Raw genomic sequence first — 15,018 nt, 5'->3', positions numbered from 1 at the left:
GGAGCATACGTATGATGAATGCAATTGAGCTGCACGATGTATCCAAAAAATTCAGCAAGCGAGGCGGACAGCGTAATACGATCAAAGAGCTGTTTTTGACTCCGGGCACGGAAGAAGCTAACGACAAATGGGTGCTGCACGATATCGATTTAAGTCTTCCTCAGGGTACCAGTCTCGCGCTGCTTGGCAAAAATGGTTCTGGAAAAAGCACGCTGCTCAAGCTAATCAGCCGCATTCTGTATCCAACATCTGGTACGGTCAAAGTGAATGGTAAAGTGGCTACATTGCTAGAGCTTGGAGCCGGTTTCCATGTTGATTTTACAGGTAGAGAAAATATTTATTTTAATGGTTCTGCACTCGGTTTAACACGTCGCGAAATTCAGAAGAAGATTCAGAGCATCATTGACTTTTCTGAGCTGGGCGAGGATATCGATCAACCGGTACGTAGCTATTCCACTGGAATGTATATGCGACTTGGCTTCGCGGTTGCTATTCATATGGAGCCAGATATTTTGCTTATCGATGAAGTGCTAGCTGTAGGGGATCATGAATTTCGGAAAAAATGCATTAATGCGATTCTTCGATTAAAAAGTGCAGGCACGACCATTTTGTTTGTTAGTCATGCAGGTGAGCAGGCGAAAATGATTTGTGATGAAGCGATCTGGCTGGAGGGCGGTAGAATTAAGCTGAGTGGCCCAACACGTGACGTATTGAAGGCGTACGAGCAAAGCGAAGCAGCGCATGATTATTTGGCTGAATATTATTATCGTATGGGCAGTCGTAGTCAGCAGCAGCAAGAATTCAAGCAGGCATTAGCGTTTTTTAATCAGTCACTGGATAAAGGGTATAACGAGTTTTCGGTCAAAATTTTGCGATCATCGGTTTATTTGGAGCTGGGTATGCAGGAAGAAGCGGCTGCGGATGCCGTTCGATGTCTGGAAATTGCTCCGCCGGGCACAGATATGAACAGCGTAGTGGAGCATGTTCATTTTGTGAATAAACGTAAAGTGGAGTGGGTGAAATCGGATCGCACCAAGCTATACAATAACACCAGCACCGAGCCGTCCTTTCTGATTATCGGTACGCAAAAGGGCGGCACAACTTCACTGTATCATGATCTGGTACAGCACCCTGATATTCACGCTGCCGCTGTCAAAGAGATTCATTTCTTCGATGACCAGTATCAGCATGGGTTTGACTGGTATAAAAAGAACTTTCCACCTGATTTGCCTGCCGGTCATATGACAGGTGAGGCAAGCCCTTATTATCTTTTTCATCCGCAGGTGCCTGCACGAGTACGTGAATGGCTTCCTGATGTGAAGCTGATCGTCATGTTACGCAATCCTATAGATCGTGCCTATTCTCATTATCAGATGATGGTGCGGCGTGGATTAGAGCCGCTATCCTTTGCCGAGGCGATCCAGGCAGAGCGCTCACGAATCGAGGAAGATTATGCGCGTATGGAACGCGATCCCCGTTTTAACAGTTCCAATTGTGCCGTTTATTCGTATGTAAAGCGTGGATTGTATGTGGAGCAGCTAGAACGATGGTATCGACATTTCCCGAGAGATCAGATTCTGGTCTTGCATAGTGAGTATGGCTTTCAGCAACCCGCACACAATTACGAGAAGGTGCTGAATTTTCTCGACATGCCGCTATGGGAGCCAGAGCAGTATGTGCTACTAAATGAGGGCGATTATGAGCAATCGATACCAGCGGATACGCTTGCATGGTTAAAGGATTATTATGAAGAACCTAATCGTCGCTTATTTGCATGTATTGGAGCACAGTTTGATTGGAATTAAGTTCTACCGTTCAGAAAGGAGGGAGCGACGATATGTTTGGAATACGAAGACGGCGCACAAGAGCTATTCAGGAAATTATCATTCATGCAGGCATGCACAAAACGGGGACGACCAGTATTCAAGAAACGTTGTTTGCTCATGCTGATCAGCTCAAGCAGCGTGACCTTCTTTATCCGACATGCTGGCCCTCCAATCACTCTATACCGATATTTAGCCTATTCAAAAGAGACCCGTCTTATTTTGAAAATATCGTAGAGGAGCGGAGTCGTCAGGAGATAGAGCATACCCGTCAGCACTTTATGCGAGTGTTACAACAGGAAATCGCAACCTCTACCCCAACACGGCTCGTGCTATCGGGTGAAAATATTTCGCTATTAACGTATCGTGAGCTACGTAGCTTCCGTCTTTTTTTACAAAACATAACTGGTTACCGTGTGCCGATCCGGGTGATTGTGTGTGTGCGACATCCTGTTCCGTGGCTGATCAGCGCTACCCAGCAACGATTAAAGTCGGGGCAACATTTACAGACGATTTTGGATGTGAAAATGCGAGCGATTATTCCACAGCTTTTTCAGCAGCGAATTGGTAATTTGATGCGTGTATTTGGTAAAAAAGCACTGACGGTATATTCTTTTGATGATGCTGTGCAATCTGTGTATGGTCCGGTTGGATATTTTCTACAGCAGCTCGGTTATGCGGAAGAAGATATACTATCTTTTGATATTAAAAAAGCGAATGAAAGTATGTCGTTCATGGCAGCAAGATTTATAGCATTCATTAATGAGAAGTGTCCGATTATTTTGTGTAATCGCAAAAATGAATTACGTACACGACAGGATATCGATCCGTTGCTGGCGATTCGTGGGCCTAAGTTCGACATTGCCTATACGTACAAAAAAGATTTTTTGCAGCTGGCTCAAGCTGATCTGGCATGGCTGAAGGCGAAATTCAATATCAGCTTTACGTATGAATTATCCGAGCCAACGGAGGATAATATATCTTTTCCTGACTCTACTACGATCAAGGATATAAAAGCAGCGTATGATCGACTGCCGATTGTTTTACAACAGTTAGTCATTGAATGCTGGGATGATCATTTTCCTGAGGCACCGCTGGTAGACGTGCTTCATCTAGCTGTTACCGATTATCGCTAAGACGTGCATACGCTACACTGGAATATGTTCCTCAATAACCGTATGATGCACATCTACTACGCTAACAAACAATGTGCAGCTCTAGCCTCGTAGGGATAAAGCTGTTTGAGAAAGGAGCAATCGTTATGCATAGGACTGATCTGCAAGCACAACTCGCAGCTATTCAGCATAAGCTGGAACAGGTAAAGGCGAAAGATACCGAATTCACTGAATTTGGCTCCAGCTCGCATCGCTATGCCATGAATCCCGTTCTCTCGAAGGCAGAGCTAGAGCAGTGGCAGCGAGAGCACAAAATCATCTTGCCTGAGCCGTATGCCGAATTTCTACTGACGATCGGTAACGGTGGTGCAGGTCCGTATTATGGCGTGTACTCGTTATCAACAGCGACTTCCTATACGGAGCCGCCAGCGCTATCGTTACCTGCAATTCTTCGTCCGCGTATGCCGAAGGCAGAATGGAATCAGGTGATTGCACCGCTTATTTGGGATGAAGATATTTCAGATGAACAGTATGAGTTTACGGAATCTCAAATACTTGGCGGCATGTTATGCATCGGTACACAGGGTTGCGACTATGATATGTACCTTGTACTGGATGGAGAGTACCGTGGCAGAGTCGTATATACGAATGATTTTTATGAAGATGCGCCCTTTTTCTTCGTGTATGATCTGACGTTTCTCGACTGGTATGAACGCTGGTTGGATGAAATTCGGCTGGACTATGATCGAGCGTGGTTTGGCAGCCGTATGCCAGGGGATGAACAGACACTGTTACATACGTATACTCATGCTGCTGATTCGGATATACAAACGGATGCGCTTAACGCGCTATTTAAGTTTAAGCAGCTATCCTCGGAAGGATTGGCATTACTGCATCAGCTAGTGGAAAATGACACGGTCGGGCAGCATACCGTGACACATGAACATCGTTTAATCGCGATTCGCTTAATTTGCAAAAGTACGCCGGAGCAAGGCAAGCCGTATGTCATACAACTGCTAACGTCTGACTATGCAGATCATCTATTGCAAGGGCTACAGATCGTGCATCATTCGCGTGAGCGGTGGAATACGGCGGAGTTTGCACCGATCGTAGTGAAGCAGCTGGATCGAATCGAGCAGGCGGAGGCACTGCGTTTTGCCGGATATATTTTGCATGAACAGCCTGGGGTTACGTTGCGACACTATGAGCATGTGTTACGCAGCTCGGATGAAGAGATACAACTAGCAGCGCTGTATGCGACGCGGGATTGTACGGATAAGCTTGCCGATGTGGGGTTAATCGAGCAGCTATTGGCTGATGCGTCGCCTGATATGCGCCATCAAATGATAATGTACTGGGGCATCCTTCCGCATGAACGCCTGCTGCCCTATTATGCAACCATGTGGCCAGAGTACCGGAATCATCCGGCATTTCGGTTAAAGTTTATAGAGGCATTGCAGCAGCTTGGGTTGCCGGAAGATTATTTTGAAGGAAACGATGAATAATAAATAATGAACGATAAATAGTGAATAATAAAGTATATATTCCATATCGCCGCGTACATTCCAAGAAATAGAAATCTATATAAAATCGTAGCAAATCGGTAGAAAATACCGAAACATTCATATGAACGAGAGTGTTAGCATGCAGGCGGTAAAATAAGCTGGCATCGTAAAAAGCCGTTCTCTATGTTAGCAGAGAAAGGCTTTTTTACGTGCTCTTTATCATATCGGGTTACTGGAGCGTAAACTTGAAATTCGCCGTGGAAGAGATTTACAATAGAACTACAACATTCATTGTGGATACATGTTATCCAGTTTGAACAGTATACAAAGCTGCGGATGGAATTGAAATATCATTCATGTGTTCGATCCAGCGGCAGGTTAAATAAGGAGGTTGGTAGTTTGAAATTTAATCCGAGCCTGGAGCAGGCGATCTGTGTACTGGTGCTGCTTGCTACGCAGAAGCCGGGCATTGCGCTATCCTCTGATCGGGCTAGCGATATTCTTGGTGTATCCCGTTCCTATTTTCGCAAAATTACACGGAAGCTCGTGTTGCAAGGCATTGTTCGCTCCACCCCGGGTAATAACGGCGGACTGTCGCTCGGGCGTGCTGCTGAGGATATTACATTGCTGCATATTATCGAGGCGATGGAAGGAGAACTGGCGCTGTATGAAGATGGCGGCTTGATGAGCAATATTTTTCAAAACGGCACCTATGTAGAGCGCGGCGTGGAGCTGCTCAACGATGTATTTGCTGGTGCAGATACGCTGCTCAAGCAATATTTCTCCAGCTTCACACTGGCCAGCATGATGGCAGAAGCGATGGGCGATGATCATTCTACGCTGAATTGGAATACGACAACATTGCGTGAATGGCTGAGCCATACCGGACTGCGCATGTCCTGACGCGTTTATCCGTGTATTCTTTACCGGAGTGATGGATGCCCCGGCAACAATAGTTTGCATCAATGCCCTGGTATCTAACCTAAGTTAACTATTAATTTTAATCGTGTGCGGGCAGATCTACAACGCAGCTCATGATTGGAAGCAAATATAAAGTCAAAACTCATCTCAGTCAAAATACGAAATATGGACGGACGTAACGAACGGATTTGGACAAATGGCTCATGAATAACTCATGTTAATCAAGCCTGTATCCATATCGTGTCCAAAACGAATGGAGCATAGCTATTCATTGGGTTTGGACTCGGACGATTGCCTACCTTTTGTACACGATATCGCAATCCCGTCATTATTCACGATTCATAGATCACACCGCTTTGTCACACCGCCGTTTATTGCTGCGTCACCGAAACGAACAAGATCGACACACATTGTTATCATCAATCGGGAGGTACGAACAACATGGCAAAAAACACATCAATTCCGCAAACGAAAACTTTTGGACCAATGGGCAGCATCCCGCTGCTTGACCGGGATACGCCAACTCTTTCTCTGAGTGAGCTGGCTCGCGAGTATGGACCGATCTATCGATTCCAGCATCTAGGTGGACATTCCATTATTATTGTGACGGGACAGGAGCTGATGAAAGAGCTTGAGGATGAGCAGCGTTTTGACAAAAGTATCGATGGATCGCTGCAACGAGTACGTGATTTTGCTGGGGATGGACTGTTTACAAGCCGGACGGACGAGCCGAACTGGCGCAAAGCGCATAGCATTTTGATGCCTGCGTTTAGCCAGCAGGCGATGAAGGGCTATCATGATATGATGAGCGATATTGCGCTACAGCTAGTGCAGAAGTGGGCGCGTTTGAATCCAGATGAAGCCATTAATGTGCCGGAAGATATGACCCGGCTAACGCTGGATACCATCGGATTGTGCGGATTTAATTATCGATTTAATAGCTTTTACCGTGAGGAAGCGAATCCGTTTATTCAGAGTATGGTGCGTGCGCTGGACGAAGCGATGCATGCTACAACGCGTTCACCACTACAAAGCAAGCTGATGGTCGCCAAGCGCAAGCAGTACAAGGAAGATATCGAGTCGATGTTCTCACTCGTAGATAAGATTATTGCGGACCGCCAGCAGCAGGGCGATCAGGGAGAAACCGATCTGCTTGCACGTATGCTCGGTGCGGCTGATCCCGAAACCGGCGAGACGCTGGATAATGAAAATATTCGCTATCAGATGATTACGTTTTTGATTGCCGGGCATGAGACGACAAGTGGACTGCTCTCATTTGCGACCTATTTTCTGATGAAAAATCCGTCTGTACTGGAGAAAGCGAGAGCCGAAGCGGAGCGCGTCATTAGCGGTGATGTACCAACTTATCAGGAAGTATTGCAGCTATCGTATGTACGGATGGTGCTGAACGAATCATTGCGACTCTGGCCGACTGCTCCAGCCTTCGGTCTATACGCCAAAGAGGATACCGTAATCGGTGGTCAATATCCGCTGGCTCAAGGCGATGAGATTCGTGTGATTTTACCGGAGCTGCATCGGGATAAAGAGGCATGGGGCGATGATGTGGATGAGTTTAAGCCAGAGCGTTTTGCAGATCCGGCGAAAATTCCAGCCCATGCGTACAAGCCATTTGGTAACGGACAGCGTGCATGTATCGGCATGCAGTTTGCTCTGCATGAGGCGGTACTGGTGATGGGAATGATTTTGAAGCATTTTGACCTGTCCTTTAACGGTGAATATGAGCTGACTATCAAGCAGACACTCACGCTCAAGCCAGATCAATTTACTATCCGTCCTAAGCTACGTAGCGGTCATGTGCCTGCACTGGCAGGAGCGATCCAGTCTACAGCTATGGATGCGGAAGCAAGCAAGCAGCAGAGCGGAGCACAGGAACGTGCTGGTGCATTAAGCGGACTGAACGATCGTCCACTGCTTGTGTTATACGGCTCCAATATGGGCACCTCGGAATCGATTGCACGCTCACTGGCAGATACGGCGAGTCTGCACGGTGTGCGAAGCGAGGTAGCAGCCCTGAACGATCGCGTCGGTGATCTGCCGCGTGACGGTGCGCTGCTCATCGTCGCTTCATCCTATAACGGCAAGCCGACGACGAATGCCCTACAGTTCCTCCAATGGCTCGACCATGTAGAGGATGGCGAGCTGGAAGGTGTGACGTACGCGGTATTTGGTTGTGGGGATCGCAACTGGGCAAGCACGTATCAGCAGGTGCCACGTGATATCGACGAGCAGATGGAGAAGAAGGGTGCTGTGCGTTTCTCGGCTCGTGGTGAAGGCGATGCCAGTGGTGATTTTGAGAAGCAATTGGATGACTGGAAGCAGACGATGTGGGCGGATGCGATTGAAGCGTTTGGTTTGCGCTTTAATGAGGATGCCGCGCAGGAACGTGCTGCGCTAAGTTTGCAATTTGTGAGTAATGTAGCCGGAGCACCACTTGTTTCTTCATATGAAGCGGTATATGCGACCGTGCTGGATAATCGTGAACTACAGCATACCGATAGCGGACGCAGCACACGTCATATCGAGCTACAGCTTCCGGACAATATCGAATATCATGAGGGTGATCATCTGGGCGTGTTGCCGCAAAATCCTGCTGGCTTAGTACAGCGTGTACTGCAACGCTTCCGTTTGCAAGAAAACCATCAGGTCGTACTGACCGCAAGCGGCTTGAGTGCAGGCCATCTGCCGCTGGATCGTCCGGTACGCTTGCAGGAACTGCTCGCTTCCAGTGTGGAGCTACAGGAGCCAGCCAGTCGTGCACAGCTACGCGAATTGGCTGCCTATACGGTATGTCCTCCACATAAAAGAGAGCTGGAGCAGCTGTTACAGGAGGATCAATATTATGGGGAGATTTTGTATAAGCGTGTAACGATGCTGGATTTGCTGGAAAAATATATGGCGTGTGAAATGCCATTTGAGCGTTTTCTGGAGCTGCTGCCAGCGCTCAAACCGAGATATTATTCGATCTCCAGTTCACCGAAACAGGTACGGGATCGTGTGAGCATTACCGTGGCTGTTGTGCATGCACCTGCACGCACAGGTACAGGAATGTACAAAGGCATTGCTTCCAACTATTTGGCCGAACGTGCCCCACAGGAGCAAATTCCAGTGTTCGTGCGCACGCCAGAATCCGGCTTCCACTTGCCGGACGATCCACAGGTGCCTATCGTTATGGTAGGACCGGGCACTGGTGTGGCACCGTTCCGCGGATTCCTACAGGCGAGAGCCGCTATGCAGCAAGAAGGACAGACGCTGGGCGAAGCGCATTTGTATTTTGGTTGCCGAAATGCGGCGGATTTCCTGTATCGGGACGAGTTGGAGAAGTATGCTGCACAGGGCATCGTTTCGCTGCATACTGCCTTTTCACGCGAAACCGAGCAGTGCAAAACGTATGTTCAACATCTGATGACGCAAAATGCCGAACAGATTATGGATGTGCTGTGTGAGCGCTGCGGAATGCTGTACGTTTGCGGAGACGGCACACGTATGGCGCCGGATGTGGAAGAAGCGCTGCGTACCACCTATCGCTCACGTTATCACAAGAATGAGCAGGAGGCGGCGATCTGGCTTGATGCGCTACAACAGGAAGGTCGTTATGCGAAAGATGTATGGGCGGGTGTATAAAGTTAGCTGACGTGTAAGCATGGATGGATCAGCGTCGTGATGTAGATGATTTTATAAAAATGGTATAAAAGAGTATAGGATGTAAAAGACTATAAAAGCATATAAAAGCATATGAACAGGACAGCCTATAAAAGCCCTTTTGAGCGAATATGGGAACGGCTGTGTAAAAAGAGATATTTTAAAAAATGTATAAAAGAACTTTTTAAAAAAACCTCTAAAAGAAACGTTTAAAAGGACTTTTTAAAAGAACTGCTTAAAAGAACTGCTTAAAAGAACTGCTTAAAAGAACGATAGCTTTATACAAGTAGCGAAAACGGGTGACCCTATGCGAAGGGTTGCCCGTTTTGTTGTTTAGATGTCTGGCTAAATCTACTCAACCAGCGAGCGTTGAAAGTTGGGGAGCAGAATTGACCTGTTTGCTCGATGCTGTAGTTGTAGTTTGTTATAATTGCCTCTTTTTATAAAGATATAATTTCCATAACTGTGCCTTTTCCGTAGTGACGTCTTTTCTCTATATTAGTCTCTTCCTAATCGATATATTGGCGCGCTTGCTTACTTGGTAGATACTTTTTCTATCTTCTATCTCCTGTTTTGCTACTTTTCTACTTTCCTTCTCTCTACTTTCCTTCTCTCTACTTCCCACCTCCCTATCTCCCCCTTCTCTAAGTTGTAATTCTCTATGCTCTACCTCGGTATCTTCCGAAAAAAGACTGAATTGGTTAGGGCATCTCTACACGTTGTAGTATGATGGGAAGAGGCGAGCAGGGTAGTGATCCCTGTCTAAACAACGTTTGTTAGTACAAAGTGACTTCTATTAGGATAGAATGACTTATTTCAAGAAAGCAGGACATGAACTATGACTGAATTATCAAACGATCGAAAACGATATCGTTTTAGCGAGGCTCCGATCTGGGAGTTATTGCGTGAATATTATGAGCAGGAAGGGTTAGATGCATGGCGCAATGACGGCATACCGCAATACGTGACAAGCAATCCGATGATTGCGGCGGCGTATACGGATATGATCGTTGCTTTTTTACTGGATCGCCAGCAACAGGGTGGTGCACGGGAAACGATCTATATTGTCGAAATCGGTGCAGGGGCAGGGCGTTTGGCAGGTCATATTTTGCATGAGCTTTGCCGTGTGCGCGATGAAGTAGTGGAAGGATTACCATCCTTTCGCTATGTGATGACCGATCTGGCGGCAGACAGTGTGGCGGCATGGCAACAGCATCCGGCGCTGCAAACGTATGTGGCGCAGGGAGTGCTTGACTTGGCCCGTTTTGATGCGATGGCGGATACAGCGTTACAGCTAGCGGTAAGTGGCGAGACGCTACAGGCGGATCGGTTGCAGGAGCCGATTGTGCTGATTGCCAATTACTTTTTCGATAGTTTGCCACAGGAGCTAATCCGTCTGGAAGATGGCAAAGTGTATGAAGCGGATATTGAACTCATTCCCGTAGCGCCAGATGGGCAGACGGGTACAGACTATCCGAAGGAAATAGGGACGCAATTCCAGCAGCAGTCGGAACAGCAAGCATCCGATATCGATGATCGCGCGCGTTCGGCTTCCCATCGTTTGAACGAGCTTCGCATCGAATATACGTATCGTCATGCACCGGAATATGAGCAAGCGGATCATCGCTATGCCGATCTGTTGACCTTGTATCGGCAGCAATTGGATGATGCGTATGTACTGTTACCGTGGGCGAGCATCGATTGCTTACAGCGACTGAATCGACTGTCGAAGGCAGGATTTGTGCTCATCACCGCGGACAAAGGCGAGCATTTGCTGGATGGTTGGCGACTGGAGGAACCGCCAGAGCTGACGCTACATGGGGGCGGTGGCTTTTCACTAAATGCTAATTATCATGCGATCGGTTATGTGTTTGGTGAGCAGGGAGCCGAGGTGCTGTTTCCGCCGCATCATTATACCGGTATCAATGTAGGGTGTATGCTGAATGTGGCGCAGCCGCGGCGTTATTCCGGTTTGCGTATGGCTTATGATCGCTCGGCAGCCCGTTTTGGGCCGGATGAATTTTTTAGCCTCAAACGCTGGATCGATGAGCGACTGGATGAGATGGAGCTGGCGCCGTGGCTGGCGTTCTGGCGACTGGGCAATTATGATGCGGAATTTTTCATTCAGAGCACGGAACGTCTGTCGGAATTGCTGACGGAAGCAAATGATGAGGAATATCTGGATCTGCTGCACGGGATCGAGCGGATGTGGTCGTCGCATTATGTGATGGCGCAGCGCTATGATCTGGCACTGGATACTGGACTGCTGCTGTTCGAAATGGAACAGTATGAGCAGGCAAAACATTATTTGCAGCAGTCTGTAGCGGAGGAGCAGGAAGAGACGGTACCGACAGTGTTTTATTGTCTGGCGATCTGCTGTCTGGAGCTTGGCGAATTGGAGCAGGCTGGTGAGTATCTGGAGCAGTTGCTGGCGGTAGAGCCGGAACATGGGGAAGCGCAGGCGTTAATGGAGGCACTACGTGAAGGGGAACTGGACTAAAGCATATAGCAAGTGCGAATAAAATATCCTTATGAAAAACACCGCATTATATATGCGGTGTTTTTTCTATGCAGATAAATGATACAAGGTACGATTGATACTAGAGTAGAGGGTTATAGCCTGGTTGCTGTTCATTTTATTTAGCAGTAGAGAAGACGCTAGCAATGAGCCGAACAGCGTATGACTATATATTATGCCGATCAAATAACGTAATAGCACAATAAAGTGAAATACGTAATAACGTGATGGCGTAATAACGTCGCAATATGCCAATACAACCGCATCCAGATCAGGGCGCGGTTTTTTATCGTGGGAAGTCGGATGATGATATAAACATAAACTAAGAAAAGAAAATAGATCATTTTACAAACTTGTACGTACATGTACAAAAGTATTTAACAAACTGAATCTAAACTAGCATATAAAGGCTCTATTTTTATCATTTTTATAGATGGACGCAATCTTATATGTATGTAAGATATAGCAAACGGAAGGCAGCGAATAAGGGAAAAGGAAAACTGATCGTGTTAGTGATTTGCTAACACGAGGTTTAATGAAAAAGTGATTTTTGTGAAACAAAATATCTTACTGCTTCAACGCTAGGATTTCTTAACATGGAGTTCAATGAAAGGTGATTTTTACAAAGCGAAATATCGTACTTCTCTGGATCACGATAATCTACAACTTACTCTTACTCCGTAGATTTTTTATGATATGGGAGTCAGCTCCGTTATTCCTTCCCAAAGTATTAGAGGTCTCACAATCCGCATTTATATCTACGCCCTATTTCATCGTAACGCTCCAAACAGCGTTCAAAATATAGTTTCGCACAAGTTGTAAGGATCATACGCAATGCAAATTGACAAATGTACGTACAATATCTATACTGAGATTGTTCAGCAAAAAGAAAGCGTATTCTTTTTAACATAACATTATGTAAGATTGCGATGAAATGAAGCCGGAATCGATATAGCTTCACTCCTATAGATAGCAGTGCTAAACGGAGCAAGGCTTGCCGTACTCCGGAATAACAAACGGAATTGGGGAAAGGAGTTACGCGATGATGAGCGACAACCGTGCAAAGGATGCGATTACAAGCGGAGCGACTTCGCTGGGCATCGAATTTGGCTCGACTCGAATTAAAGCGGTATTGATCGATGAGCAGTTTGAGACGATTGCATCAGGTAGCTACGAATGGGAAAACCAGTTAAAGGATGGCTACTGGACCTACGATCGAGACCTGATCATGACCGGTATGCAGACGGCTTATCGTGAATTGAAGGAGGATGTACAGCAGCGTTATGGGGTGAAATTGCAGCAGACTGGTTCGATTGGCTTTTCCGCGATGATGCACGGCTATATCGCTCTGGATGCCAATGGCGAATTGCTCGTCCCGTTCCGTACATGGCGTAATTCCACCACAGGCGCAGCTGCACGTGAGCTAACCGAGCTGTTCGGATTTAATATTCCAGAGCGCTGGAGTATCGCGCATCTGTATCAGGCGATTCTGAATGAAGAACCACATGTAGCAGAGCTACAATCGATCACGACTTTATCCGGCTATATCCATGAGCTGTTAACGGGTGAACGTGTGATCGGTATCGGCGATGCGTCGGGGATGTTCCCGATTGAAGATTCCAGTCATGCTTATCATCCTGTCATGATCGAACAATTTGACAAGCATGTAGCAGGCAAAGGTTATCCGTGGAGGTTGGAACAGCTATTGCCAGTCATTCGTCTCGCTGGTGATGAGGCAGGCAAGCTAACGGAAGCAGGCGCGAAGTTGCTTGATCCAGCTGGTGATTTGCAAGCAGGGATTCCATTTTGCCCACCGGAAGGTGATGCCGGAACAGGCATGGTCGCGACCAACAGTGTCCGTAAGCGGACAGGCAATATTTCGGTAGGCACATCGGTATTTGCGATGATCGTGCTCGAACATGAACTGTCACGCGTCTACCCTGAAATCGATATGGTTACGACGCCAGATGGCAGTCCGGTCGGTATGGTGCATGCGAATAACTGCTCCAGCGATCTGAACGCCTGGATGGGATTGTTCCGTGAATTTGCCGTCGCGATGGGTTATGAGAGTGATGCAAACGAGCTGTTCAGTGTGCTATTGAACAAAGCGCTGGAAGCAGATCCAGATGGCGGCGGATTGCTCAGCTACGGCTATTATTCCGGTGAAAATATTACCGGATTGGAGCACGGTCGTCCGCTATTTGTGCGTACACCGGAAAGTCGCTTCAATCTGGCTAACTTTATGCGTACCCATCTGTTTACCGCATTTGGTGCGCTCAAGCTGGGCATGGACATTTTGACCGAGCAGGAGCAGGTAGCAATCGATTCGGTACTGGCGCATGGCGGTCTGTTCAAAACGCCGGTTGTTGGTCAGCGTATCGTAGCGGCAGCGCTAAATGTGCCGGTATCGGTCATGTCGACAGCAGGTGAAGGCGGCGCATGGGGCATGGCGCTACTCGCTTCATACCAGATCAATCGGGATGGCGAGCAAGCACTGGCTGATTTCCTGGAACAGCGTGTATTTAGCGGCGTTACAGCGGAACGGATCGAGCCGGATGCAGCGGATGTGGACGGATTTGGTCAATTTATCGAGCGGTATCGTCAGGGGCTTGCGATCGAGCGTGCGGCGGTTGAGCATCTGAGCTAAAACGGGAGGGAACATCAATGCTGGAGCAATTGAAAGAGCAGGTATATGAAGCGAATCTGGAGCTACCGAAGCATGGACTGGTCAAGTTCACATGGGGCAATGCGAGTGCGGTTGACCGTGAAAGCGGCTTGTTCGTAATCAAGCCGAGCGGCGTCAGCTATGAGAAGATGAAGCCAAGCGATATGGTCGTTGTCGATCTGGACGGCAATGTAGTGGAAGGCGAGATGCGTCCATCTTCCGATACTGCTACGCATGCTGTACTGTACAAGCATTATGAGCAAATTGGCGGCATTGTGCATACGCATTCCACCTGGGCGACGATCTGGGCGCAGGCTGGACTGGATGTACCGGTGATGGGCACGACGCATGCCGATACGTTTTACGGAGCGGTGCCGTGTGCACGCTTTCTGACACAGGCGGAGATTGATCGCGGTTATGAAGCGGAGACAGGCAATGTGATTATCGAGACATTCCAGCAGCGCGGGCTTGATGTGATGGCGATTCCGGCGGTACTGCTGCACGGACATGCACCGTTCACATGGGGCAAAGATGCACATGCAGCGGTTGTGAACAGCGTCGTGCTGGAGGAAGTGTGCAAAATGAATCTGTACGCACGAGAGCTAAACCATTTTGCCAAAGAATTGCCACAGGGCATTCTGGACAAGCACTATTTGCGCAAGCACGGTAAAGACGCATATTACGGTCAAAAGTAAAACATTGTAGTAGTAAAATATTGTAGTAAAAGTAAAGCATATAGCTTATAGCAACGATAAACTAGCGTATAGCAAAGATAAACGTGTAAGCGCGCGGTAACTCTATTTTACATCGA

General features: G+C 47.5%; 8 protein-coding genes. All 8 read left to right on the top strand.

Features of this window, described 5'->3' with window-relative positions; genetic code table 11:
* Positions 1-11 precede the first annotated feature (11 nt).
* The 8 genes from AAHF22_RS08380 to AAHF22_RS08345 all read left to right on the top strand — a co-directional run bounded on the left by AAHF22_RS08380 (position 12) and on the right by AAHF22_RS08345 (position 14,902).
* On the top strand, positions 12-1,805 hold the full coding sequence (locus AAHF22_RS08380) for an ATP-binding cassette domain-containing protein (protein ID WP_347324543.1): 1,794 nt from the start codon (positions 12-14) through the stop codon (positions 1,803-1,805).
* Positions 1,806-1,837: 32 nt separating this feature from the next.
* A complete protein-coding gene (locus AAHF22_RS08375; protein ID WP_347324542.1) occupies positions 1,838-2,959 on the top strand; it encodes a hypothetical protein in 1,122 nt (373 codons plus the stop codon).
* Positions 2,960-3,084: 125 nt separating this feature from the next.
* Positions 3,085-4,443, top strand: a complete 1,359-nt coding sequence (locus tag AAHF22_RS08370) for an SMI1/KNR4 family protein (RefSeq protein WP_347324541.1) — start codon at positions 3,085-3,087, stop codon at positions 4,441-4,443.
* 399 nt (positions 4,444-4,842) lie between these two features.
* Positions 4,843-5,346 carry an RrF2 family transcriptional regulator gene (locus AAHF22_RS08365; RefSeq protein WP_347324540.1) on the top strand — a complete coding sequence of 168 codons (504 nt, stop codon included), beginning with the start codon at positions 4,843-4,845 and terminating at the stop codon, positions 5,344-5,346.
* A gap of 459 nt (positions 5,347-5,805) precedes the next feature.
* A complete protein-coding gene (locus AAHF22_RS08360) occupies positions 5,806-9,006 on the top strand; it encodes a bifunctional cytochrome P450/NADPH--P450 reductase (protein ID WP_347324539.1) in 3,201 nt (1,066 codons plus the stop codon).
* 856 nt (positions 9,007-9,862) lie between these two features.
* Positions 9,863-11,524, top strand: coding sequence for an SAM-dependent methyltransferase (locus AAHF22_RS08355; RefSeq protein WP_347324538.1), 1,662 nt, complete (start codon positions 9,863-9,865; stop codon positions 11,522-11,524).
* 1,063 nt (positions 11,525-12,587) lie between these two features.
* On the top strand, positions 12,588-14,189 hold the full coding sequence (locus AAHF22_RS08350; protein ID WP_347324537.1) for a xylulokinase: 1,602 nt from the start codon (positions 12,588-12,590) through the stop codon (positions 14,187-14,189).
* Between the two features lie 17 nt (positions 14,190-14,206).
* On the top strand, positions 14,207-14,902 hold the full coding sequence (locus AAHF22_RS08345) for an L-ribulose-5-phosphate 4-epimerase (protein WP_347324536.1): 696 nt from the start codon (positions 14,207-14,209) through the stop codon (positions 14,900-14,902).
* Positions 14,903-15,018: the final 116 nt, after the last annotated feature.

The sequence above is a fragment of the Paenibacillus wenxiniae genome (assembly GCF_039822605.1).
Taxonomy (GTDB): Bacteria; Bacillota; Bacilli; order Paenibacillales; family Paenibacillaceae; genus Saccharibacillus; species Saccharibacillus wenxiniae.
Note: the sequence above shows the minus strand (reverse complement) of the source record. Positions and strands in the feature narration are given on the sequence as shown.